Source organism: Plantibacter cousiniae (nom. nud.), from assembly GCF_977070315.1.
Window position 1 is genome coordinate 194,963 of the sequence record NZ_CDRVEU010000009.1, and the last position, 24,889, is coordinate 219,851.

Below are 24,889 nucleotides of genomic sequence, written 5' to 3' on the forward strand. Positions count from 1 at the left end.
GTCAGGGTATCCAGGTGATGCGTGGGTAGTCACGCAGAGGGTGGCTGTCGACTAGCGCCTTGGCGCCGAACACACTGAGCAGCATTTCCGGGGTCAGCACCTCCCGCGGCGTGCCTTGCGCAATGAGCCGGCCGTGATGAATGACACACAGGCGATCACAGAATGCCGCCGCCAGGTTCAGGTCATGGATACTGGCCAGCGTGGCCATGCCGAGCTGTTTGACCAGCCCGAGCAATTCCAGTTGATGGCGCGGGTCGAGGTGGTTGGTGGGCTCGTCCAGCACCATCAATCGGGGTTCTTGCACCAGCGCCCTTGCCAGCAGACAACGCTGCTTTTCGCCACCGGAGAGCGTGTCGAACCGATGCTGCTCATAGCCCGCCAGCCCGACGGCGTTCAGCGCGTTTTGCACAATCGCGCGGTCGTGGTCACTGTCTGCGGCAAAGAATCCCTGATGGGGAGCGCGACCCATGTTTGCCACATCCAGCAGCGTCAGGCCGAATGAATCGGGAAACTCTTGGGCAACCACCGCCACATGCCGGGCGCACCAGCGCGGGCTGCAGGACCAGATATCGCGAGCATTGATTGCGACCTTGCCGCTGTGCGGGCGGCTGTAGCGGAATGCGCAACGCAGCAGGCTGGTTTTGCCGCTGCCGTTGGGCCCGATCAGGCCGACGAACTCGCCCGCAGCGATCTGCAGGTCGATATCCTTCAAGGCAAAGTGTTCGTGCGTGCAGACTGACGTCTGTTCCGGTGCCCACGCAAGGCGTTCCAGCGCCAGCATCAAACACGCGGGCCTATAATGACGTGCAGGGAGGGCGGCTCACCCGGTATCCATTGCCGAATGTGCTGACCGGCCTGCATGGCGTGTTTGGTAGTTACGGGGAGGGATTGGAAAACAGGGTTGATCATGGCGTGGGAAGATCGCTGGAGGAGGCTGAGTTAAAAATGCTCAATTGTTATAACATAACATTTGAGGCGCAGCACACCCGCGTATCAACATTCGATTGCCCCGCTTTATCGACCCACCTTTGCAGCGCAACGTGTGACCTTGACGATTCAATAAATCGCCCAGCAGCCGGGCGTGAGGAGTTCGACGAGATTTTCGTCAGGGTCGCGGAAATAGATGCTCGATCCGCCCTTGGGCCATTCTGTGCGGCCCTCTATGGCGACGCTGGCTCTGGCAAGGCGATCAGCCCAGAGTTGCATCTCGTCGGCATTGATGGCGAAGCACACGTGAATCCGGCCTTGGGCATCGTGGGGCGGTATCTCTCCGCCGCTCAGGTACTGCGTCTGCAGTGAAGCGCCGCGCTTGAACAGCAGCAGGGTGCTCACACCTCCGACGTTGAACGCCACCAATGTCGCGCTTTCGAACATCACTTCCAGTTCAAGGGTGTCGGAATAGAATTCCCTGGCGTTCGCCAGATCTTCTACGTAGAGGGCTGTTTCGATAATCCTGTTCAGGCGTGGCATGTGTCGTCATCCTTTTCGGTGTGTGACGAGCCTGCATCGATCAACAGTGAGGTGTTGATCGACGGCTCGTGACAAGTTTCACCGGGATGCCGAGAGGCTGACCAATGCTCGGTTCTTATGCGCGCTATAAGCATGAACTATCGAAGCTATTTCGGTGGGTCATGCAGAGCGTCGGGTGACCACCAGCTCCACCGCTGCAATACGGTCCACGTCCTCATAGCCCTCTTCAAGCAGCTCTTCGCCGAAGACATCCGGGTCCAGTTCACGGTAGGTCCATGCCAGTGCCGCATGGTCGATATCGGCCTGCACCGCCTCGAAGAACGGATCGTGCTCGCCCACCATGGCCACGCCGGTGTAAAGCACCAGCGAACCGCCCGGAGTGAGGCGGTCCAGTGATTCGCGCAGGATGCGCACGGACAGGTCTGCGCCCAATGCATCACCACCGTGGCGGTAGGCCCGCTGCCTGGTGTCTTTCATGTAGGGCGGGTTGGCGACGATGAGGTCGAAGTTTCCGCTCAGACCCGAGAGAATATCGCTGTGGCAGCACTCCATATTCTTCAGCCCGGCAACCGCGGCATTGGTCTGCGCGAAATGCAGTGCCTTGGGGTTGATGTCGACGGCATGCACCTGAGCCTGCGGACGGGCGACCGCAATCAACATGGCGCCGGCACCCGTACCGCAGCCGATGTCGACGGCGCGGTTGATCGGGTGCGACGTGCCTTGCAGGTGACGATTGATGGACTGCGCGAAGCGATAGGTATCCGGACCGAAAAATACCGAGTCTTCATCTGCGGTAGGAAACGCCGAATGCACCAGCAGCAGATCATCCAGGCTGGAAAATCTCACCCGGCTTTTCAAGCCGTCTTCCTTGCGCTCCAGAATACCGGCAGCCAGCAGGCCTTGAGCCTCTTCGACCGGCAGCATGGATTCCGGTATCAGCCGGCTCCAGCCGAACACATCGCGTAGCGACGCGGCAAGACGATTTCCCGAGCGTTGATTGACGTATTGATGGGTCAAAGGGGTGGGCGTGATAAAACGATAGCCACTGGTTTCAAGGCGCTGCGCCAGGGCAATGAGCGCGGCGCTGTCGGGGAGGGCATGACTCATGCGTGCGCTCCCGTCATTCGCTCGGCCATGCTGCTCACAAACAGACGCGTCGCGTGTAGACCGGCAGCCGTTGCGTGTCTTGCTGGCGACATGCTTTCGATCAACGTAGTCATCTTCTCGGAGGCGGCCGCAGACTCCAGCCTCATGTGCAGTTCGCGCACGTCCGGATCAGCATCTGCTGAAGCAGGCACCGCAAGCGCGGGGGAGGGCTGAGCACCGTCTTGCAGGTTGCGGAAACGCGAGCGAAAGGCTTCCGGAAGCCGTTTGCCGACCGTGGGTTGAGCACTGCCATCGGACAGTGAGTCGCCGGCGATCCAGTCGTGCACGAGTTGCTTTTCATAACCGTTGAAGACGCCGAACATTGGCGCACCGGCGCCTTCGAACAGCTTCCAGAAACGGCTGTGCAGAGGGTCTTCATGACGTTTGATCCAGCCTCTGTTCTGCAGCACAGCAAGAAATTCCGGGATCTGGTCGGGCTCGGCGAGCCACTCGTTGACGGTCTTGCCGTCGAGACGGCAGTAATCGGAATGCATGTGCTGCCCGAACGTGCGCTTGCGCTCGAGCATGGCGATCACTTCCTGCTCCAGGTCGAACGACTGGATCACTTGAGTTGAACCCATGCCCAGCTCATTGAGGCGATAACCACTGGCGACACGACGATAAAACTCGTCGCGCTCCTGGCCAACAGGCATCAGTTCAAGGACGCTCTGCGCAGCCTTGCGCGCATGGCCGGTGCTGGCATTATCGATCGTCACATGCAGGGTGAAGTAGTAAGGGTCAATGCCCAGTTCATTCAGCTCGAATGATGTGATGAGCAAGTGCAGCGGCAACTGTTCATAGCCCAGGTTGTAACCAATGACTTCGGGAAGGTATTGCTCGCTCAATTGCCCCAGTGACAGCTGAATCGCACCTTGCAGGTAGGCATCGTCTGCCAGTGGCGCGCTGGTATCGCAGTCCAGATCCGCCAGCAGTTTCCGGTACAGCGAGACATGATTCTGTGCTTGTTCGCCGTCACCAAGCTCTTCAAGGTAGGTCCGAATCAGGCCGTGAAAGCGGTAGTCTGCCCAGCGCGGCAGCAATCCGTATAGCCAGGCGCCGTCGACCATTTTGGTCGGTGCGACCTGCTGAATGAAATACATCGCGTGCGCTTTGTTCTTGAAAAACCGTCTCGGTTTTCCAGCGCGGCGTTGCTCAAGATAGAGTGCATATTGATCAGCCACGACCCCTACGTTCTGCTCCATCCACTGTTCAAGCGCTTCGGGCTGGGCCGGAAGGTCGCAGTGTTCCCGCTCGGCCAGGGCGAGGCAGTGATTCAGAAACAGGACCGCATCGTGTTGATGTTCGGGAGCACGTTCATTCATCCATGATTGATAGACGGTTTTTGAACGGGCTTCTTCAACGACGGTTTTGACGACGGCGTTGCCGGTCATCACTTGAAGAGACGTCATGAAAATCGTACCTCGGCAGTTGAACATCACGTTGACGCGGTCATTCGGGACTATCTGTTTTTTTGTGCAACGTAGATAAGTGAGTGCCTCGATACAGGGAAATTCAGCGTAATTTCCCCGGCACCGATAGGTGGTGATCGCGCTTATTCCAAGGGGCGATGGTCGCGCGGAAAAAAATGCATTGCCGGTCCGGGTTTACATCCGCAACAGGTGACCGTGGTATCGGCGTATGCCGTGTCCGATCAAAAAGGCTGAACGCAGGTATTTGAAGCAGGTCGTAACGTTCATGTCATCGATAACGATGATGTATTCAGCCCATAAAAGGATGACCGAAAATGAACAATTATTTTCGCATGAGCGCCATTGCCCTGGCACTTTCGCTAGGTTCGCAAATGGCTGTTGCTGCTCAGGACGCTGATGATTTTGTGGAAGATGCCTCTGCTAAAGGCATCGCCGAAGTTCAGGTTGGCAAGCTCGCACAGGATGAGAAAGGCGTCTCTGGAGATGTGAAGGAATTTGCAAAGCAGATGGTCACGGACCACACCGCCGCCAATGAGAAGCTGGCTGCGATCGCAAAAAGCAAGAACATTGAAGTGTCCGAAGACCCTATGCTGATGGACAAGGCCAAGGCGGTGATTCTGGAGATGCGCGAGAAGTCGTTCGATCAGGCATATGCCAACAATCAGGTCTCCGCACATGAGCAGGCGATCAAGCTGTACAAGGAAGAGGCCGAGAATGGCAAGGATCCAGAGCTGAAGGCCTTTGCAAAGGCGACGTTGCCTACGCTGGAGAAGCATTTGGAGCATGCGAAAAAACTCGCTGCTGCGCATGGCGGTGATGCTGCCAAAAAGTAAATCCACTGCACCGCATGACGGGATCTACACCCTGTAGACCGTCATGTGGGTACCGCTGGAAATCATCATTACTTTTTCGAAGTGGCCGCCTGGGTTCCGCCCTGTTCAGCGATCGCCGTCAGCTTTTCGTCCGCGCCTTTTTCTTCTGCCAATGTGGCACTCAGCAGAGCGGCGGCTTCTTTCATATTCAGATGTTTGGCCATGGCGATGAGTGTGCCGTAACTGGCGATCTCATAATGCTCGACCTTCTGGCATGCCCCGATCAGGGCCGCATCGAGTACTGCGCCTTTCTCGATCTCTTCCAGCAATTCCTTGCTTTCTTCGATCAGACCTTCCATGGCTGCGCATTTCATGCGTTTCAGCTTCAGACCAGCACCTTCCACCAATTCATCGATACGATCGATCTGACCTTGGGTTTCTTCAAGATGCGCCTTGAAGGCTTCTGCCAGAAGCGGATTGGTCGAAGCGCGTGCGAGACGCGGGAGTGCTTTGGTAATTTGCTTTTCAGCGCTGTAAACGTCTGAAAGTTCGTGAATGAACAAATCTTCTATGGTCGTGCGAGTCATGTTCTTACCCTTTTCAGCGAAGAGAGACTTGTCCACACGCGGGCTGATTGTCTGCCGACCTGTGGACAAGTTTGATGGAGCGCGTAGCGTTGATGATCGGTGTGATCAGCGCCGTGGCAGGCTGTTTTCAAGCAGGGTTCCAACGCCGAAACCCTTGGTTGCCATCACCACCTGAAAGCCTCTGCGCGCAAGCAGCGCCTGCGCCTCGAAGGCACGAAGCCCTTTTACAAATACCCTGTCGGTCAACGCGCTATCCAACTCGTCGCGAGGCGTGGGAGGTTGACGGGAGCTGAGCTTTTTCATGATTCATTCTCCTGAACAAAACAAGGGTTGCCGTTTCAGGCATCTTTGCCCTGGACAAAGCCAGAACCCAGATCCGCACCGGTAATCGGATTGGCGGCCGGATCGGACTGGGTCCGCTCCTTCAACATTTCCAGCACCTCTGTATCCTTTTCATCCAGCGTGACCGAGGCCGTGCCTTCGCCGCCATCGACGGCCGCTTGTGGCGACTCCACATATTCCCAGTCACCACCCTGATTCCACGCACCGCGTACATTGGGTTCGCCGGACATGTTGAAGTACTTGTTGGTGAATTCCGGCATGCCCGGCAGTTTGCCCTGTGGGAAGTTGGGCTGGATGGCGTGGAGGGCTTTTTCAAAAGACAACTGGTGCGCGATTTCCCGAGTCATGAGAAACCCCAGCGCTTCTTTAACGCCCGGATCATCGGTCACGTTCATCAAGCGCTCGTAAACAATCTTGGCTCTGGATTCTGCGGCGATATTGGAACGGAAGTCTGCTGTCGGTTCGCCGATAGTATCAATATAAGCCGCTGTAAAAGGCACGCCGGCAGAGTTGGTCAACGGCGCACCGGACCCGTACAGCAGGCTGGTGATATGTGAGTCATTGCCGTTACCGTTGATAGAGCGATACAACTCGCCTTCTTCTTCAATACCTTCAGCCAATTGACCTTTGGCACCCTTATTGAGCATGACAATAATGGAGCCCACAATTTCAAGGTGGCTTAGTTCTTCAGTGGCAATATCCATCAGCAGGTCTTTACGGCCTGGATCATCTTCACTCAGCCCTTGAGTGAAATACCGTCCGGCCGCGGCCAGTTCACCCTGAGCCCCGCCGAACTGCTCAAGCAGAAGGTTGGCCAGTCCAGGATTGGGTCTTGCTACACGGACGGTGTATTGAAGTCGCTTGTTATACATGAACATGTCGTATCCTCAGGCTTTGATCTCTCGGGAAGCGTCAACCCATGTGCATGGGCTTGATTCAACGCAGTCACAGGTTATGAGAGACTCAGGAGCGCGATCGTTACTGCTAACTTTTTTAAAGAGGACCGGCGGTGTTAAAACCACCGTTCAATAGGATTTGATTATTCCCCTTGCGTGGCTGAATGTTCGTTCATAGTGGCGAAGAAGCCTGTTTGGATGGGGCTGGAGGCCGTTGCTGTTTTACGCAGGAAAAAAGCGTAAAAAGTGCAGTTATAAACAAACTCTATCGCTAACTAAACCGTTCGGTTCAGGTATAAACATACATCATAGGATGGCAGCATGACATCATTTAGATTATGGCATTAATATTTTGAATTTTTTGAAACTGCCGCGATCTGTTTTGCAAGTCGACAAAGCAGGAGCAACACAATGGCTGATGAAAAACACTACCGTATCGATTACCTGCTGCATGGCAGTTACAAGACGTTCTACATACGAGCAGGTGCCATGGATAACAAAGAGGCCTGGCACTGGGCTTCAGTGGATGCCGGGTTCGGTGCGATCCCCAAGTACCGTTCCGACCCGGTACCCAAGCTGAGCAAGCCTCAGGCTGAAAAGCTCGGTCTGTCGAACGTGGAGTGGGCGAGGGCTTGAAAGCCCTCGAATCACCTCGATACGACGCCTGCCGTCGTGCGTCACGATGCCGCACGACGGTATTACCTTTGAAAAGTCTACGGTCGCCAGATCCGTCAGATGAGCCTTTGTTTCCCGCCTGAATACCCTCATTCGGATATGCCTGCCGCAAGCCTCGTACCCGCAAGTCTCTCCCTTTCTTCATTTGCCCGATGCCCATGACCTCATGTTAAACGTGCTCTGGCCGATAGCCGGACTATCAGGCTATGGCACCCATTGAACTTCCTGAAAAGCCATTGCTCTGAAGTGATGGCAATATGCCTCCATCTGAACGGATGACCTCGTTCAGCGCGGCATAGCTGCCCGTATTACCCGTGATGCAAAGAAAGGAGCTTTTCCGCCCGGATCGGACACCCTAATTAAAAAGAGAATGCTATGAACATCCTTTCGCCTGGTATCTACCTCACCAACCGCCTGCGTTTCCCTGCCAAGTTTGTCGTTTTAGCCATCATTATCGTCATCCCGTTGATCGTTCTCGGTCTTCGGGTTTTCAACAGTCTGAATGCAAGCATCGACACGGTCGCGCAAGAGCGCGTTGGCCGTGAGTACCTGCAAATGACCACGCCCGTTCTGCGACTTTCCATGCTGCAGCGCGCGGCCAGCAACCGTCTGCTGGCCGGCGATGCCTCCGCCGCTCAGGATGTGATCAGCAACCGCGCTCAGCTTGAAACCGCGCTTGCCAACCTTGCCGATATTGATGCACGACAGGGGCAGCAACTGGAAACCGAGAACCGCGTACAGCGCCTGCGTGAAAGCGCCCGTTCCCTGATGGACAGTATCAAGCCAGGCCTCTCTCAGGATGACGTGTTCGCCCAGTGGAATGAGCAACTGGCCCAGACACTCAACTTTATCTACTACGTCTCGGCTACCTCGGGCATGGTGTTGGACGAAGATTACGCCTCGCTGTTTCTGATTGATCTGAGCACCATTCGTATGCCCCGGGAAATCAACGTTGCCGGTCAGATCCGCGGCATCACGGCAGGTTTGATGACCGGCCAGGGGCTGAGTGTATCGATGCGCGGCTCGCTCGAGAGCCTGCTGAAGATCGAACTGCAATTTCGGGCCGAGCTGGAGCAAAGTATTCGACTGCTCAAGCGCCGTTCGCCAGAGCTCGCAACGCGCATCAGTGACCCGATCACTGCCGCTACTGCAGCGATGGACAGCTTTCGCAGCGACCTGCACGCGTACATAAAGGGCACAGAGTTTTCGGTGCAGCAGGGGCAGTCGCTGAGCGCGCGCGGCAACGGGGTTGTCTCGGGACTCTACAAGGCTCAGGACGAAATTCAGACTGCGCTTCAGGATGAATTGAATGCGCGCTACGACGCCTTGGTGCTGCAGCGCGAAATAGTCATTGCCATGTGTGTGATCATGGGTTTGTTGCTGCTCTACGCGTTCTGCAGCATTTACCGTGCCTTGCGCCTGACCATCGACAGCCTGCTGGGCGTCACCCGCCGTCTGGGCGAGGGCGATCTGAGTGCACGCGTAACGGTCGTCAGCAAGGACGAAGTGGCTGATATCGCCAATGGTCTGAACCTGATGGCCGAGGCCTTCGCCAGTTCTATCTCGCACATGGACCGCACCTCTTACGAACTGTCTGATGTAGCGTCCCGTCTGGGCTCATCCATCGGCCTGGCCAAGCAGTCGATGAACGCGCAGCAGGCTGAAACGGAGCAAGTGGCGACCGCGATCAACGAGATGACCGCCAGCGTCGCCGACGTGGCGCAGAACACCGAAGGTGCCGCACTGGCCGCCGATGAAGCGAACACCGCGTCACGTAACGGTCTGCGCATCATGCACCAGGCACACTCGACCATTCAGGCTCTGGCCGAAGAAGTGGAAGTCAGTGCTCAGAAGGTTCAGGCGCTGGCCCTGCACAGTCAGTCGATTGGTGGCGTTATCCAGGTCATCAGCACCATTGCCGATCAGACCAACCTGTTGGCCCTGAATGCCGCCATCGAAGCAGCGCGGGCGGGCGAGCAGGGTCGCGGGTTTGCCGTGGTGGCTGATGAAGTCCGCACGCTGGCTTCGCGCACTCAGGCGTCGACCGAAGAAATTCGCGGCATCATCCAGCAACTGCAAGGTGCGACCGATGCTGCCGTGCAACAGATGCAGGCCGGCCAGCAGAAGGCTCATGCGTGCATCAGTGCCGCCAGTGATGCTTCGGGCAGCCTGTCGAGCATCAGTCAGGGCGTGGAGCGCATCGTCGAGATGAACACGCAGATCGCCAGTGCTGCGGTGCAGCAGCATGCGGTCTCCGAAGACATCAACCGCAATGTCATGGAGATTCGTAACAGCTCCGGGACATTGATGTTGGGGATCGACAATAACGCGGCTACCGCCGATGAACTGGCACGCGTCGCCAGCGATATGCGCAATGTTGTGGCACGTTTCAAACTGATTGCCTGATTGAATCGGGGGCTGTTCAGCCCCCGATTTCCCTCCCGAATCGGCGCTTTCGCGCGGATTGCTTTTTTCCGATCAAGTTTTGCTCTTCTGCGGCCGATAGCTCTGGCGCGCGGGTTTGCTGTCTATAAAAACAAATCTCAGCTCTTTCGTTGCGCACAAAAAAGCATTTTCAGGAGATTTTATGAACAGCAGATTTGCGAATATCAGCGTCAACATGAAGTTGGCATTGGGCTTTGGGACCGTTCTTTTCTTCACGGCAGTGCTCGCCCTCGTTGGCTGGACCAGCCTCGACAAGCTCATCAATCGCACCGACAGAATCGGCGATATCACCGAGCTGAGTGACAACCTGACCAACCTGCGAATCGCGCGTCTGCAATACATGCTGACTGACGGCGATGAAACCGCAGCACAGAACATGCAAGGCAAGCTGGATGTGTTCAAGGCGCAGCAGCAATCACTGCTCGTCAGCTTCAACAATCCGGTCAACCTCAAGCCGCTGCGCGAACTGGCCGATGTCACTCGCGACTATGAAGCATCCCTGAACAGCATGCGCGCCGTGTACCAGGCCGGGGCCAAAGTGCGCAACGAGATGACCGCCAATGGGACAGCGGCCATGCAGGCTGTCGAGTCGTTGAATAAGGCGGTCATGCAGATCGATCCTTCTGATCCGGCACGCTTCGATCTGGCCCAGTTGGCGAACAGCGCTCGGCAAGACCTGATCCTCGTGCGTTATGAAGTGCGCGGCTATACCGGCAACCCGAATGACAAGACCGAGGCAGCAGCCTTCCAGCAACTGGATAGCGCGATCAGTCGTCTGGACAGGCTCAAGGCTGCTTTTGGTTCCGCCAATCGCGAACAGATCGCACAGTTTGAAAGCGCTCTGCGCAATTACCGCAGCTCGGTCGATGCCTTCAAGGCAACCACTCAGACAGCTGCGAGCGTGCGCAAGGATCTGACCACTCAAGGTGCGACCATCGTCAAACTGGGCGAAGAGCTGTATGGCCTGCAGATGCAGATGGGCAAGGAAGACACTGCTCAGGCGCGCAGCCTGCAGATAGGGTGTGTGGTGTTGGTCATGCTGCTGGGCATTCTTGCCGCTGTGGTCATTACGCGTCAGATCACTCGCCCATTGCGCGATACGCTGGCCATCGTCGAACGTATTGCATCCGGCGACCTGACACACACCGAAGCGGTCACCCGACGCGATGAACTGGGTGTGTTGCAGCAAGGCATCCAGCGCATGGGGACAACCCTGCGCGAACTGATCTCCGGTATTCGCGACGGCGTTACCCAGATTGCCAGCGCGGGTGAAGAACTGTCGGCAGTTACCGAGCAGACCAGTGCAGGGGTCAACAGCCAGAAAGTCGAGACCGACCAGGTGGTCACGGCCATGCATGAAATGTCGGCGACGGTGCATGAAGTGGCACGCAATGCCGAACAGGCGTCCGTGGCGGCTTCCGATGCCGACAAACAGGCGCGTGATGGCGACAAGGTCGTGGGCGAGGCCATCCAGCAGATCGAGCGACTGGCCGCTGAAGTGGTTCGCTCATCCGACGCAATGAACGTGCTGGAGCAGGAAAGTGACAAGATCGGCAAGGTCATGGATGTGATCAAGGCGGTCGCCGAACAGACCAACCTGCTGGCCCTCAATGCCGCCATCGAAGCAGCACGTGCCGGGGAAGCCGGCCGGGGTTTTGCCGTGGTGGCCGACGAAGTTCGTGGCCTGGCGCAGCGTACCCAGCAGTCCACCGAAGAAATCGAAGGGCTGGTGGCGGCGCTGCAAAACGGCACGCGCCAAGTGTCGGGCATCATGCTCGGCAGCCGCACGCTGACAGACAGCAGTGTCGAACTGACGCGCAGGGCCGGTACGTCGCTGGAAAGCATCACCCGTACGGTGTCGAGCATCCAGGCGATGAACCAGCAGATCGCTGCCGCCGCCGAACAGCAAAGCTCGGTGGCCGACGAAATCAGCCGCAGCATCGTCAACGTTCGCGATGTATCCGAACAGACCGCCGAAGCCAGCGAAGAAACCGCAGCCTCCAGCGTCGAACTGGCACGCCTCGGTGGCCAGCTGCAGATGATGGTCAGCCACTTCCGGGTGTGATCCACCCGACGGTCGTGCCCACGCGGAGCATGGGCACGATAATGTTCTTTTGCGCGACGCTTAACTGGCCTGAATAACGGGGTGATAGTTATATAACTATACGTTGGTATACCTCACTCATACTTCCAGATAAACATGAGCTACTTTTGCAGGTTTCTACTGTTGATCGAAACGCTATAAGCTTTACCTCACTGTCCGGCAACTATTAACTCACGGCCTTTATCTGTTATCGCTGACTGCCTGTTTGTTTATAAAGCAGGTGGGTCTGCGCCTGCGCGGCCGGCTCGAGGTGAGCAATGCATTCGATATCTGAATTCGGTAAAAGCCTGCGGACGCCCCGTTTTGTAAAACCCGGTGCACGCACGCCTTATTGGGCCGATGGTATTTGCCTGGCCATCCTGACCCTGTTCATTGGTCTGTTCATCTACGGCCTTGGCCAGATGATGCAGCCGCTCGCGGTGCTGAATTCGAGTCCCATGAGCCTCGACCCGGCGCGCCTGCCCGAATACGCATTGCGCACCACACTGCGTGTGTTCATCGCGCTGGCCGCTTCGGTGATCTTCACTTTTGTCGTCGCCACGCTGGCCGCCAAAAGCCGCAAGGCCGAGCAAGTGATCATCCCGGCGCTGGATATTCTTCAGTCGGTGCCGGTGCTGGGTTTTCTGACGTTCACCGTGACCTTCTTCATGGGCCTGTTTCCCGGTCGGCAGATGGGCGTCGAATGCGCAGCGATCTTTGCCATCTTCACCAGCCAGGCCTGGAATCTCGCGTTCAGTTTCTATCAGTCACTGCGCACCGTACCGAGTGACCTTAACGAGGTCAGCCGTCAGTTCGGGCTGTCTGCGGTACTGCGCTTCACTCGCCTGGAACTGCCGTTCGCCATACCGGGGCTGGTGTGGAACATGATGATGTCGATGTCCGGCGGCTGGTTTTTCGTGGTCGCCTGCGAGGCCATTTCGGTCGGCGACACCACGGTCAATCTGCCGGGCATCGGTTCCTGGCTGGCGCTGGCCATCGAGCAGAAAAACCTGGCGGCGATTGCCTGGGCAGTGGGCGCAATGGCGCTGGTGATTCTGGCCTATGACCAATTGCTGTTCAGGCCGATCGTCGCCTGGGCGGACAAATTCCGCTTCGAGCAAACCGCATCGTCGAAGCGTCCGCGCTCGTGGATGTACAGCGTGCTGGGCCGCTCCCGTGTGGCACCGATGCTGGGTTCGATCCTGGCTGCGCCGTGGAAATGCCTGATGCTGATCGACTGGCGCGTGTTCTCCCGGCTGTGGAAAGTGAAGCTCACCCCAGGCGTCGTCCGCGTGCTCGACTACGCGTGGCTAGGGCTGGTCATGGCCGCCTGCCTGGCTGGCAGCGTGTACCTGTTCAGGTTCATCGAAGCCTCTCTGGGCGTCAGCGACATGGTCACTGCCTTTGGTCTGGGCCTGGCGACGATGGTGCGTGTGATCGTACTGATCGTCATTGCGAGCCTGATCTGGGTGCCCGTCGGTATCTGGATCGGCTTGCGTCCGGTCTGGGCCGAACGCTTGCAGCCAATCGCGCAGTTCATGGCGGCGTTCCCGGCCAACGTTCTGTTTCCTTTTGCGGTGATCGCGATTGTCGGCCTGCACCTGAACCCGGATATCTGGCTGTCGCCGTTGATGGTGCTCGGCACCCAGTGGTACATCCTGTTCAACGTGATCGCCGGGGCCAGCGCCTTGCCGACTGACCTGCGCGAAGCGGCGACCATGTTCAACATGCGCGGCTGGCAGTGGTGGCGGCGTGTCGCGCTGCCTGGCGTGTTTCCCTACTACATCACCGGTGCGCTGACCGCGTCGGGTGGTTCGTGGAACGCCAGTATCGTTGCCGAAGCGGTTTCCTGGGGCGATCAGCATCTGGAAGCGGCAGGCCTGGGGTCATACATCGCCAATGCGACCCAGGCAGGTGACTTTCCGCGCGTTGCGCTGGGCATCGTGGTCATGTCGGTCTTCGTGATTGCGTTCAACCGGTTGCTGTGGCGCCCGCTGTACGGGTTCGCCGAGCGACGTCTGAGTCTTGTCTGATCTTGTGTAAGGGGAGGGCGCCATCATGATGGCTGTCGAAACGCGTTGCCTGGTAGATGTTCAGAAAGTCCGACATGTGTACGGCAAAGGCAGCAAAGAGCGCCTGGTGCTGGATGACGTGACCCTGACGCTCAATGAGAACGAAATAGTGGGCCTGCTGGGCCGGTCCGGCTCGGGCAAGTCGACCCTGTTGCGCTCCATCGCCGGGCTGGTGGTGCCTACCGAAGGTGAGGTGAATTTCCCTCGTCGTGTGCAAGGACGGGCAATGTCGGTGGGCATGGTGTTCCAGAGCTTTGCGCTGTTTCCCTGGCTGACGGTGCTGGAAAACGTCGAAGTCGGCCTCGAAGCTCAACGTGTGCCTGCCGCCGTACGCCGCAAGCGCGCACTGGCGGCCATCGATCTGATCGGCCTGGACGGTTTCGAGAGCGCCTACCCCAAAGAGCTGTCCGGAGGCATGCGTCAGCGGGTCGGCATGGCGCGCGCGCTGGTCATCGATCCTGACGTGCTGTTGATGGACGAACCGTTTTCCGCGCTCGACGTGCTCACCGCCGAAACCCTGCGTACTGACTTGCTGGACATGTGGAGCGAGGGGCGCATGCCCATCAAGTCGATCCTGATGGTGACGCATAACATCGCCGAAGCCGTGCTGATGTGCGATCGCATCCTGCTGTTCTCCTCCAATCCTGGCCGGGTGATCAGCGAGATCAAGGTCGATCTGCCCCAGCCGCGCAACCGCCAGGACCCGATCTTTCGGGCGCTGGTGGAAGAGATCTACGTGCTGATGACCCAGGACAACGACGCCGGCGAGATTCGTCAGGGCGTGTTTCCGGGCACCGGGCTGGGAATGGTGTTGCCACAGGTTTCCACCAACGCACTGGCAGGGTTGATCGAGGCGATTCACGCGCCGCCCTACAGCCTCAAAGCCGACCTGCCGGAGCTGGCCGCTGCGCTGCACTACAACGCCGACGAGCTGTTCCCGATTGCCGAGGTGCTGCAACTATTGCGCTTCGCTGAACTGAAGGGCGGCGACATTCGCCTGCTGCCTGCCGCTAATCGCTATGCGCTGGCGGATGTCGACGAGCGCAAGCAACTGTTCGCCCAGCACCTGCTGAGCTTTGTGCCGTTGGTGGCGCATATCCGTCGGGTGCTGGATGACCGTCCCACGCACACGGCACCGGCACGGCGCTTTCGTGATCAACTCGAAGACTTCATGTCTGAAAGCGATGCCATGCAGACCCTCAACGCAGTGATTCAATGGGGGCGCTACGCGGAGTTGTTCGCCTATGACGAACTGACCGATCAGTTCAGCCTGGACAACCCGTCCTGAGGTTTGTAGGACATACTCAACAGGCCTTTTGCAACCAGCGGGATGATGCGCATGCGTGAACCGGAATCCTACGGCAAGGCTGCTATGGCGGTGCGGCTGATCGCGTTGCTCATGCTGGCGCTGGTCATTGCAGTTGCCGACACCTTGACCGACCTGGAAATCGCCGTGGGCGTATTCCAGATTGTTGTGGTGCTGCTGGCGGTCAGGTTCCTGCCGTCCACAGGCGTTATCGCGATGGCGTTGCTGTGCATGGTGCTGACCGTGATCAGTTACGAGATGACGACCTCCAGAGGCAGTGAGGCGTCCGGGCTGATCAATTGCATCATCAGCCTGGCGGCCATCGCCATGACCACCTGGCTGGCGTTGCGTATGGCGCTGGCCATCCGCTCGGTACATGAAGCGCGCTCACAGCTGGCGCGGATCGCACGGGTCAATCAACTGGGTGAACTGACGGCGTCCATTGCTCACGAGGTCAATCAGCCGCTGTCGGCCATTGTCACCAGCGGCAATGCCTGCCAGCGCTGGCTGGCCACCGAGTCGGTCAATCTGGAGAAGGCTCGGCAGGCCGTCGACCGCATGATCAGTGACGCGAACCGCGCCGGGGACATCATCGTCCGGGTGCGCGCGCTGGCGAAGCGTTCGTCCACTCACAAGGAGTGGATCAGCGTGGCCGATACCGTCGCCGAGATCGTGGCGCTGGCACACAGCGAGATAGAGGGGCAGGGCATCGCACTGCTGGTCGACGTTCCGGAGGGCCTGCCGCTGCTGGCTGATCGGGTGCAGATCCAGCAAGTGTTGCTGAACCTGATGCTCAATGGCGTCGATGCGATGAAAAAGCTTGAGGCGGATCAGGCGCAACTGGAGATTCGGGTGGGCTGGCATGACGGCGGTGATATCGAATTTGCGGTCAGCGACAACGGTATCGGCGTGCCACCGGAAAACATCCATCGGTTGTTCGATGCTTTCTACACCACCAAGGAGGAAGGGATGGGGATTGGTCTGGCGATCAGTCGTTCGATCATCGAAGCTCATGGCGGGCGCATCTGGGTCACCCCCAACCCTGCAATCGGTGCTACGTTTCACTTCACCCTGCCCACCGGAAAGATGGAAACCTGATGAGCACAGTTGCCGCCGCATCACAGGCCGAAGAGCCGATCATCTACGTCCTTGATGACGACCTGTCGGTGCGCTCCTCGCTGGAGGATCTGCTGGCCTCGGTCGGGTTGCGCAGCATGCTGTTCGGCTCGACCCGCGAGTTCCTGGACACGCCGCGTCCTGACGCGCCGGGCTGCCTGATTCTGGACATTCGCATGCCTGGAATGAGTGGTCTGGACTTCCAGGAGCATATGGCCAGGTCGGGGATTTCCCTGCCGGTCATTTTCATCACCACATTCCCATGTCCGTGCGGGCCATGAAGGCCGGTGCGGTGGAGTTTCTGACCAAGCCCTTTCGCGATCAGGACTTGCTCGACGCCATTCAGCAGGGGTTGGCGCAGGATCGCAGTCGACGCAAAAGTGCCGCGGTCGAAGCCGAACTGCAGCGCCGCCACGCCAGCCTCAATTCCGGTGAGCGGCAGGTGATGGAGCTGGTGGTCAGCGGCCTGCTCAACAAACAGATTGCAGCCCGGCTGAACGTGAGTGAAATCACCGTCAAGGTCCGCCGTGGCTCGGTGATGCGCAAGATGGAAGCCGATTCCCTGGCCGACCTCGTCAAGTTTGCCGAGCGCCTCAAAGAGCTGCACTGATCACCGGCCCACGCCGAGCCCTCATCGTTATACACAAGTCCGCTTTTGATTCTGGCCGGCGGCGGTAGGAGTAGGCGCGAAGAGGCCGCTACAGCCTCCAGAAACAGGACATTTGTACTCAGCGGCTGACTAATTCACCAGCTGCGGCAGTACGTAGTTGCGCACGACGTACAGCGAACCTTCTGCGCTCAAGTGCCCCGAGTCGATCTGCAGCAGAGAGCGGTTGTCTTCCAGGCGTACCCGGCAGGCATCGGCGATGCACAGTTTGTCGATCAGCGACACAAACTGGATGCCTGCCAATGCGGCCAGTGCGCGGGTTGCCTGATCCACCAGCATGACACTTTGATCCAGAGCCGGATCGCGGATGTACGATTCGCTCAGCCCCCAATGACGGTTGGCGATGACGCTGGGCAACGACGGGTTCCACTGCGGAACCGGGCCGATCAGCACGATGTGCTTCACACCAAGGCCCTTGAGCCGAACCGCGATCTGCGTCCAGTCGGTCTTGTCGTGCCCGTCCTTTTGCGCGATGACCACGATGTCCGGACGCAGCCTTTCGATGCCCTGCAGGGCCGTTCTGTTGGAGTAGTCACAGGCCCTGCTGGTCGCAGAGGTACGTCCTTGCTGGTCCCTCAGAGCGGGACGGCAACTGGCCGAGGCGACCTGATAGAAGGGCGTGCTGTGTGTCAGCAAGGTACGCAGGCCGAGCGACAGCGCTTGTGCATGAGAGTCGCCCCACAGGAACACGCCACCCACCCCTTGTTTGCGGGTGCAGGCTTCATCGATGCCTGATTGGCCGCGCTGAGTCAGGGCGGAGAAGGCGTCACATTTCAGCCAGTAGGGCTCGTACAGGTTGTGCTGGCGATCAGCGTACTCCTGAATGAAACGCGCCTTGTCCGAAACACTCACCGGGCGCAGGGGAGAAATCACGCCGCCGGTTGCACTCAACAGCGTTCCGCCGACGAACAGCAGAGCGATCAGCGTGCCGAACGTGGCACGTCTGCTGCGCTGATCAGACGACGGCCTGCTGACGGGCTGCTCGATCAGCCGCCATGAGACCAGACCCAGCATCACGGCCACGCCGATGCCCACCAGCACTGCGCGGGTCTCGCCCAGTAACCCGGCGTCATTCATCCACACCACCACCGGCCAGTGCCACAGGTACAACGAGTACGAGCGTGTGCCGGCCCATTGGGCGAGCGGGTTACAGGTCAGCAGCGAGTCGTTGCGTGCGGCGACGATCACCGCGAACGCCCCCAGCACCGGCATCAACACCAGATAACCCGGCCACGTGTCCTGCACGGACAGCAGAAAGAAGCCGGCCACGATCAGCGTCAGTCCTATGTGTTCCAGAACGCGCTGCTGCAGGGCCTTCAATCGCAGCGGGAACAGGCAGGCCACGCCACCTGCGAGCAACTCCCAAGCGCGGGTCGGCAGCAGGTAAAACGCTGCCTCCGGCCATTGCGAGGAGGCAGATACGCACACCACAAAGCCTGTCAGGCTTGCGCCCAGTACCCACCAGCGCAGGTTGTGCAGCGCGACGAAGCGACTGAGCATCAGCAGCGCAATCGGGTACAGCAGGTAGAACTGCCATTCCACCGACAGCGACCAGGTATGCAGCAGCCACTTCTCATGGGCGCTGGCGGTGAAATACCCGGCCTCACGCCAATAGACGAAGTTGGAAACGAACCCCAGGCTGCTCGCCACATGTGTGCCCAGCGCGCTGTAGTCCAGCGGCAGCAGAGCGAACCAGCCAAGCAACAGCAAGGCAAAACACAGCACAGCGAGGGCCGGGACGATGCGCTTGGCCCGTGACGTGTAGAACGCCGCCAGCCTGAATTTACCGCTCCTCAAGCCGCGCAGGATGATGGCGGTGATCAGATACCCCGAGATCACGAAAAACACGTCGACACCGGCAAAGCCGCCAGGCAGCCAGTCGGGGTGGAAGTGGAAGAGCAGCACTGCGATCACTGCGATGGCGCGCAGGCCATTGATGTCTTTTCTGAAGTCCATTTGAGAAAGCCATCCGTTGGCTGATCGTGAGGGGGAGGGGCCGGGGATCAGCCGAAGCTTATCGGCAGCCAGCGTTGTGGTGATTGTGCTGGTTGATCAGCGTGCAGCCGACGTCAGCCCGGGCGCATGGCCCGCAGAAGATTCTTTGCCGGCCATCACATGACCAATGGCCAGGCCGATGAATAGGTTGGCGACAGCGACCTCGAACATGTCGGTGGTCCAGCTGATCAGGCACCAGCAAAAGCTGATCGCCAGGAGCATATGGCCAACACGGGTCTGATCATCGATCAGGCGGAACAACAGCGGAATCTGCAGCGCATACAGCAGCAGGCCGAGCACGCCCAGCATTGCCCAGAGGTACAGGGCGGAGCTGTCCATTCCGAGAAATACCCCGGCACCGTCCACCGGAAACAACCCCATCGTGCTGCCGACCATGCCGAAGCCTGCCCCGCTGATCATCCAGCCTTCGCGACTCATCGCATTGATCAGGCCGGGCCAGGTGTTGATCAGCCGGTCATACAGCGAGGCCAGAGAGCCGCCGCTGCTGACCGCGTAAGCGTCAGGGCTCACCATCAGGCCCAGTGCCGGCAACAGCAGGCCGATGCCTACCACCACGGTGCACACCGTCCTGCAGGTCCAGCTCATCCGCCGCAATAACAGCAGCACGATGGTCAGCGCGAAGGCCGCGGCTGGCGCTTTGCTGGTGGTCAGCACGATGGCGTAAAGCGCCACCGCACTCAGCAACATCATCATCAGGCGCGAGCGCAGGAACATGATCAGGTACAGCGTGTAGAAGGCGATCATGATCGACAGCACGTTGGACACTCTGGCGAAACCGGCAATGCGGTCCACCTCGTCCGCGCTCCATGAGGTATTGGCGCTCAACTGGGTTTCACCGACGCTGTAGCTGTAGCCCTTCCATGGCACGGAGGTGAGCTTGTCCAGGGCAATCCCCAACAGCGAGGCCAGCAGGCAGAAAGCAATGGCGCGGTACAACAGCTTGCGGCGATACAGCAGGTGCCGGCCACATACCAGGCCGAACACCAGCGGGCTCAGCGCGAACAGACTGAACGCCAGGTTGTGCGCGCTGGCGCGATGCAGCATGGCCAGCAGCGCGGAAATCAGCCACAGGATCGTGAACGTCCAGAACAACCGTCCGGCTCTGAATGTGCGCAGTTCGAGCGTAAACAGCAGGATGCAGGCGGCCTTGGGCAGATAGAGCAGGGGGCTTATGCCTGCCTGGTCGAAGTAGAAGCGCAAGGCTCCGGAAAAGGTCTCGACCAGAATCAGGCTGATGGCGACCCACACCACCACCGTGGACTTGTCAAAGGACATCAACGACCACCTGGCGTCGACGCCGTTCGCAGTATTCAACGCCATGCTGGCTGCCTTGTGAAATACGTCAGGGGAATTGCGCGGACAAAGCTACCGCCCGACGATCACGGGGACGTGTCGACACAGGGAAGCTTTGGGAGATGGGGGTCTGGAGCGGACGCTCGCAACGGCATGACAACAGGTATATCAGTCGCAGTTGGGGCAACTGTCAATTAATTAGTCAGGATTAATAGTTATGCGCCGCACTTAGTGCCCAGGACAGGACGCGGAGCGTCCAGAACGGCGTGCCCACGCCGGAGCATGGGCACGATGGTGTTCTTGCGGAAGCGATCCTGCAGACACCTATCGTTCCTCACGCTCCAGCCCAGACATTTATCGTTCCTCACGCTCCGCGTGGGAATGCCCTTCGTGACGCTCTGCGTCACCCATCTGCGGATTACGGGTATTTACGTCTGTCCGGTGCGGGCGGGAAGTACTGATAGAGCCAGGTCTCGCTCAGCGTACGGTCGCCAGTGCGGATGAACATGCGCATTTCAACCGGCTCGACCGAGTCGCTGTCCGGTACCCAGTCGAAGGTGACGCGGTAGCCCTTGATGTCCGGCAACACGAGGATGTTGAAGTCCTGCACCTTGCCATGAGTGACCGTGACGATGGGCTCGATTCCAGTGCCTTCCGGCAAGCGATCCAGACCGCCGCCGTTGAAGTCCACCGCGAAGCGGCGTGCCCAGGTTTTCGGGTAATGCTCGCCCGGTGCCCAGCCTTCGAGGAAGCCGCCCATGCCTGAACGTGTCGCGTGGACCTGTGCCAGCGGCGTGCTTACCGGCGGCAGCGGGCTCCAGAACAGCTTGTAGCCGTAGTTCATCGAGTCCCCGGCCTTGACCGGCGTCTTCGGTGTCCAGAACACCACGATGTTGTCCATCGTTTCGCCCGTGGTCGGCAGTTCCAGCAGGCTGACCTCGCCTTCGCCCCACGCCGTGATCGGCTCGACCCATAGGCTTGGACGACGGCTGTACCAGACAACGGTGTCCTGATAGCTGGAGAATTCGTGATCGCTCTGTACCAGCCCGAAGCCTTTCGGATCGGTGTCGGAGAACGCGCTGAACTGCGGTTTGGCCGGGTTGTTCAGCGGACGGCAGATCCACTCACCGTTGCCACGCCACATCGACAGGCGATCCGAGTCGTGGATTTGCGGGTGGATGGTGTCGCACATGCGGCGTTCGTGAGTGCCGCAGCTGAACATGCTGGTCATCGGCGAAATGCCCAACTGCTGGATGTCGGTACGCGCATTGACGTGCGCGTCGATTTCCATGACCACCTGGCCGGCCTGGCAGTCGATGTCGAAGCGATAGGCGCCGGTCGCGCTCGGCGAGTCGAGCAGTGCGTAAACCACGAAGCGTGTCGCGTTCTTGTCCGGCGTTTCAAACCAGAACTTGGTGAAGTCCGGGAATTCTTCCTGACGTTTGGCGTAACTGTCGATGGCCAGGCCGCGGGCCGAGAGGCCGTATTGCTTGTTGCTGTCCACGGCGCGGAAGTAGCTGGCGCCGAGGAACGAAACGACGTCATTGATGGCGATTTCAGGCGCCTTGAACAGTTTGAAACCGGCAAAGCCCAGGTCGCCCTTGACCAGGTTCTTGTCGATGCCACTGTTCTCGTAGTTGAACAGGTCATGGCGGAAATGCACTTCGCGCGCCTGTTTGCTCTGCGGATCGACGCTGTACATGCGCACGGGCGTCTTGAAGCCCATGCCGACGTGGAAGAAATGCACGTCGAGCTGGCCGTGGACGTCTTTCCACAGCGAGTGATTCGGGTCGTAGCGGATGGCATTGAATTGCTGCGGCGTCATGTTCGCAAGTACCGGTGGCAGCACCTGCTTGTTGCTCACATACCCTTTGCTCGCAAGCTTCTTGGCATGCGCCTGCAACTCAGCAAAATCGAAGTGTTCGATCTCGCCATCGGCTGCGGCGGCCAGTGCCCGCGCAGCAAAAAGCCCTGAGGCCGATACGCTGCCGTAGGCGGCTAACGCCATGGACGCTTTCAGGAGATTTCTGCGATTCATAAAGGTGAAGCCTCTGAGTAATTCTGTGCGTCCTGCACAAAAAATGGCGCGCCAACGACTCCTTGCCGAACGCAAACTACCCACAACAGATAACAAAGACGAGATACGGTTCGGAAATCGACCAAAAAAAAACGCCGATCATGGCTAATGAATCCGGCGTGTTGACGGCTATAACGCTGATTTTTGCGTCGCTGCAGACTAATCGATTAAGCGCATCGCCGCTTGGCGCAAGGCTTCCAGACGATCGGGGCAAGAAACGCTGATCAACTCGACGTCTTCGACCGACACGAAAACTTTTTTCGCCAGGCAATATTCAGCAATCATTTTGCCGGCGCGCGGGCTCGCTCTCTGCCTGACTTCAGGTCGATTCGCCCGCTGGGCAACACGGCTATCTCACATCCGTTCAGCTAATAGTCCTGACGAAAGTTTCATTCCGCGTGTTATATCGTAACGCTATGATTCACTGGCATTCAGATGCCAATGCAGGGCTCTCCAAAGGGCGATAAATCAGCGGGTGCCGGGGTAGTGATGCGGGTTGATTTGGATGAGCACGAAGGCCTTGAAGGCCTGCCACGTTTTCAAATGGCGGTGCAACAGGTTCGGCGTCTGGGACGATTGATGTATGTGACCGGTGGAGCAGGGGCGTTCGGGCTGCTGCTGGCGTTGTCCATCGATCTGTTTTCCCCCGGCTCTTTGTGGATGGCCGTGTTGTGCAACGCCTCGGCGGCGTTGTTTCTGCTCACGGCCGGCTTGCAGTCGGCGCGGCATGTCGCGCTGTGGCGGGCTCGCGCGTTGCGTTCGCCGGACGCAGACACCCTCGACGAAAACCTGTCTGCTGGCGACGAGAGCGGCTGGTACGAGCGGCTGCTTGAACGGCTGAGTGACTCCGGCAAATCGCTGGTCAGGCACGTGGGCAGCTCGACCCTGTGGCTTGCCGGTTGGGCGGTGCTGGCGTTGATCGTCGTTCGTGCCTTCTGGAACCTGGCGCTGTCCGGCGTCGACCTCTCCACGGCCGGTAGCCTGGCCGGTAGCCTGGCCGGCAGCGTCATGCTGCTGTTGGCATTCGGGCTGCTGGTCATCGAGCGACAACTGAGCAGCGAGTCCGACAGTCAGTCGCCGGAGGCCGGTGCGCTGGCGCAACTGGTGCGCATGACGCTGATCGTCCTGCTGGTCGGCGCGCTGTGCCTGTTTTTCTCCAGTGCAGAACGTGTCTGGCCTGCGCGGCTGGCGGTATTGATCGGCCTGCTGCCGTTTGGCGTGGCGCTGGAGTTTCTGCTGCGCGCTGTGCTGTCGGTGTTCAGCCCGCGCAACCCACGCAGCGAACCGCGCCTGCTGGCCGCCAGTTTCATCGCCGACCTGTTGCGCTGGCCGCCGCGTCCGCTGCTCGCCTTGCAGCACGAACTGCACAACCGCTTTGGCATCGATCTGCGCCAGATCTGGGCCTTTACCTACATGCGTCGCGCCTTTTTGCCGGTGCTGACGGTGGTCGCAGCGCTGGGCTGGGTGCTGAGCGGCGTGCATGAAATTCCCATGCAGGGGCGGGGCATTTATGAGCGCTTCGGCAAGCCGGTCGACGTGTTCGGGCCCGGTCTGCACGTGGGTTTGCCCTGGCCGTTCGGGCGTGTGCTGGCCGTTGAAAACGGCGTGGTTCATGAACTGGCGACCAGCGTTTCTGCTGCCGACACGGCCGAGCAAACGCTGGACCCGGCCGAAGGCCCGCCACCGGGTAGCGCCAACCGTCTGTGGGATGCCAGCCATATCAACGAAAAATCCCAGGTCATTGCCAGCAGTGCAGGCGACAAGCAGAGCTTTCAGATCGTCAATATGGACGTGCGGTTCGTCTACCGTATCGGCCTGACAGATGCCGCAGCCATGGCGTCGACCTATAACAGCGCTGACATCCCAGCCTTGATTCGCAGCACGGCCAGCCGGGTGCTGGTGCATGACTTTGCTTCGCGCACGCTGGATGAACTGCTCGGCGAACAGCGCAGCGAGCTGGCCGATGACATCGGCAAGGCCGTGCAGGCCGACTTGCAGCGGCTGGACAGCGGCGTCGAATTGCTCGCTACGGTGGTTGAAGCCATCCACCCGCCTGCCGGTGCGGCCAACGCCTATCATGCTGTGCAGGCTGCGCAGATTGGTGCACAGGCGCTGATCTCTCGCGAACGCGGCGCGGCCAGCGACAGGGCCAATCAGGCGCAGCTCAATGCCAGCGTGGCGCGTGATCAGGCCAGTGCCGTCGCCCGCGAGATTCTGGCCGGCGCACAGGGTGCAGACCTGCGCTTCAGTGCCGAACGTCAGGCCTATGCCAAGGCAGGCCAGGCGTTTTTGCTGGAGCAATACCTGGCCCAACTGACCGAGGGCCTGGGCAATGCGAAGTTGCTGATACTCGACCACCGTCTGGGCGGCGACAGTGCGCCGACCATCGACCTGCGTACCTTCACCCCACCGGCAGACCCAACGGCGCCGCGTAAAGCCGTTCAGTAAGGAGTCGT

General features: G+C 59.1%; 20 protein-coding genes. 10 read left to right on the forward strand and 10 right to left on the reverse strand.

Annotated features, from left to right (window positions below; all coding sequences use genetic code 11):
- Window position 1: 1 nt before the first annotated feature.
- From ACW55A_RS18150 to ACW55A_RS18165, 4 genes are all read right to left on the reverse strand, one after another.
- Window positions 2–781 (reverse strand): ABC transporter ATP-binding protein, encoded by a 780-nt coding sequence (locus ACW55A_RS18150; RefSeq protein ID WP_044310272.1) that lies wholly within the window; start codon window positions 779–781, stop codon window positions 2–4.
- A gap of 275 nt (window positions 782–1,056) precedes the next feature.
- Window positions 1,057–1,470 (reverse strand): VOC family protein, encoded by a 414-nt coding sequence (locus tag ACW55A_RS18155; protein WP_058398179.1) that lies wholly within the window; start codon window positions 1,468–1,470, stop codon window positions 1,057–1,059.
- A gap of 159 nt (window positions 1,471–1,629) precedes the next feature.
- The gene (locus ACW55A_RS18160; RefSeq protein ID WP_058416433.1) at window positions 1,630–2,577 is read right to left on the reverse strand and encodes a methyltransferase; all 948 of its coding nucleotides are present in this window, start codon (window positions 2,575–2,577) and stop codon (window positions 1,630–1,632) included.
- Window positions 2,574–4,025, reverse strand: coding sequence for an iron-containing redox enzyme family protein (locus ACW55A_RS18165; RefSeq protein WP_368957657.1), 1,452 nt, complete (start codon window positions 4,023–4,025; stop codon window positions 2,574–2,576). Before ACW55A_RS18165 ends, ACW55A_RS18160 begins: the two co-directional genes overlap by 4 nt.
- 335 nt (window positions 4,026–4,360) lie before the next feature.
- Between ACW55A_RS18165 and ACW55A_RS18170 the strand changes: the two genes are divergently transcribed.
- Window positions 4,361–4,879, forward strand: coding sequence for a DUF4142 domain-containing protein (locus ACW55A_RS18170; protein WP_455809149.1), 519 nt, complete (start codon window positions 4,361–4,363; stop codon window positions 4,877–4,879).
- Between the two features lie 68 nt (window positions 4,880–4,947).
- On the opposite strand, the gene ACW55A_RS18175 is transcribed toward ACW55A_RS18170, so the two are convergent.
- From ACW55A_RS18175 to ACW55A_RS18185, 3 genes are all read right to left on the reverse strand, one after another.
- Window positions 4,948–5,481: a YciE/YciF ferroxidase family protein gene (locus tag ACW55A_RS18175; protein WP_499140539.1), complete on the reverse strand. Its 534-nt coding sequence runs from the start codon at window positions 5,479–5,481 to the stop codon at window positions 4,948–4,950.
- 69 nt (window positions 5,482–5,550) lie between these two features.
- Window positions 5,551–5,748 (reverse strand): hypothetical protein, encoded by a 198-nt coding sequence (locus tag ACW55A_RS18180; RefSeq protein WP_498811490.1) that lies wholly within the window; start codon window positions 5,746–5,748, stop codon window positions 5,551–5,553.
- A gap of 35 nt (window positions 5,749–5,783) precedes the next feature.
- The gene (locus tag ACW55A_RS18185) at window positions 5,784–6,665 is read right to left on the reverse strand and encodes a manganese catalase family protein (protein WP_003367889.1); all 882 of its coding nucleotides are present in this window, start codon (window positions 6,663–6,665) and stop codon (window positions 5,784–5,786) included.
- A gap of 429 nt (window positions 6,666–7,094) precedes the next feature.
- On the opposite strand from ACW55A_RS18185, the gene ACW55A_RS18190 reads away from it, so the two are divergent.
- The 8 genes from ACW55A_RS18190 to ACW55A_RS18225 all read left to right on the forward strand — a co-directional run bounded on the left by ACW55A_RS18190 (window position 7,095) and on the right by ACW55A_RS18225 (window position 16,990).
- Complete coding sequence (locus tag ACW55A_RS18190; protein WP_003316018.1) at window positions 7,095–7,319, forward strand: DUF6555 family protein; 225 nt, start codon at window positions 7,095–7,097, stop codon at window positions 7,317–7,319.
- A 414-nt stretch (window positions 7,320–7,733) separates the two neighbouring features.
- Window positions 7,734–9,764: a methyl-accepting chemotaxis protein gene (locus ACW55A_RS18195; RefSeq protein ID WP_003367890.1), complete on the forward strand. Its 2,031-nt coding sequence runs from the start codon at window positions 7,734–7,736 to the stop codon at window positions 9,762–9,764.
- A 181-nt stretch (window positions 9,765–9,945) separates the two neighbouring features.
- The gene (locus ACW55A_RS18200) at window positions 9,946–11,868 is read left to right on the forward strand and encodes a HAMP domain-containing methyl-accepting chemotaxis protein (protein WP_498811491.1); all 1,923 of its coding nucleotides are present in this window, start codon (window positions 9,946–9,948) and stop codon (window positions 11,866–11,868) included.
- A 296-nt stretch (window positions 11,869–12,164) separates the two neighbouring features.
- The gene (locus ACW55A_RS18205; protein WP_498811492.1) at window positions 12,165–13,919 is read left to right on the forward strand and encodes an ABC transporter permease; all 1,755 of its coding nucleotides are present in this window, start codon (window positions 12,165–12,167) and stop codon (window positions 13,917–13,919) included.
- A gap of 25 nt (window positions 13,920–13,944) precedes the next feature.
- Entirely contained in the window at window positions 13,945–15,246 is a 1,302-nt protein-coding gene (locus tag ACW55A_RS18210; RefSeq protein ID WP_003367893.1) for an ABC transporter ATP-binding protein, read from the forward strand.
- Between the two features lie 51 nt (window positions 15,247–15,297).
- Window positions 15,298–16,362, forward strand: coding sequence for a sensor histidine kinase (locus tag ACW55A_RS18215; protein WP_498811493.1), 1,065 nt, complete (start codon window positions 15,298–15,300; stop codon window positions 16,360–16,362).
- Entirely contained in the window at window positions 16,362–16,661 is a 300-nt protein-coding gene (locus tag ACW55A_RS18220; protein WP_498811494.1) for a response regulator transcription factor, read from the forward strand. Before ACW55A_RS18215 ends, ACW55A_RS18220 begins: the two co-directional genes overlap by 1 nt.
- Window positions 16,643–16,990 carry a response regulator transcription factor gene (locus tag ACW55A_RS18225; RefSeq protein ID WP_498811495.1) on the forward strand — a complete coding sequence of 116 codons (348 nt, stop codon included), beginning with the start codon at window positions 16,643–16,645 and terminating at the stop codon, window positions 16,988–16,990. The genes ACW55A_RS18220 and ACW55A_RS18225 overlap by 19 nt, the downstream gene beginning before the upstream one ends.
- Before the next feature lie 129 nt (window positions 16,991–17,119).
- Here the strand turns inward: ACW55A_RS18225 and ACW55A_RS18230 are convergent, their stop codons facing one another.
- From ACW55A_RS18230 to ACW55A_RS18240, 3 genes are all read right to left on the reverse strand, one after another.
- Entirely contained in the window at window positions 17,120–19,003 is a 1,884-nt protein-coding gene (locus ACW55A_RS18230; RefSeq protein WP_455809152.1) for an acyltransferase family protein, read from the reverse strand.
- Between the two features lie 96 nt (window positions 19,004–19,099).
- The gene (locus tag ACW55A_RS18235) at window positions 19,100–20,338 is read right to left on the reverse strand and encodes a hypothetical protein (protein ID WP_498811496.1); all 1,239 of its coding nucleotides are present in this window, start codon (window positions 20,336–20,338) and stop codon (window positions 19,100–19,102) included.
- Between the two features lie 436 nt (window positions 20,339–20,774).
- Entirely contained in the window at window positions 20,775–22,364 is a 1,590-nt protein-coding gene (locus ACW55A_RS18240) for a glucan biosynthesis protein D (protein WP_499140544.1), read from the reverse strand.
- Between the two features lie 558 nt (window positions 22,365–22,922).
- Here ACW55A_RS18240 and hflK point away from each other — a divergent pair.
- Window positions 22,923–24,881 carry a protease modulator HflK gene (gene hflK, locus ACW55A_RS18245; RefSeq protein WP_498811497.1) on the forward strand — a complete coding sequence of 653 codons (1,959 nt, stop codon included), beginning with the start codon at window positions 22,923–22,925 and terminating at the stop codon, window positions 24,879–24,881.
- The last annotated feature ends 8 nt before the right edge of the window (window positions 24,882–24,889 follow it).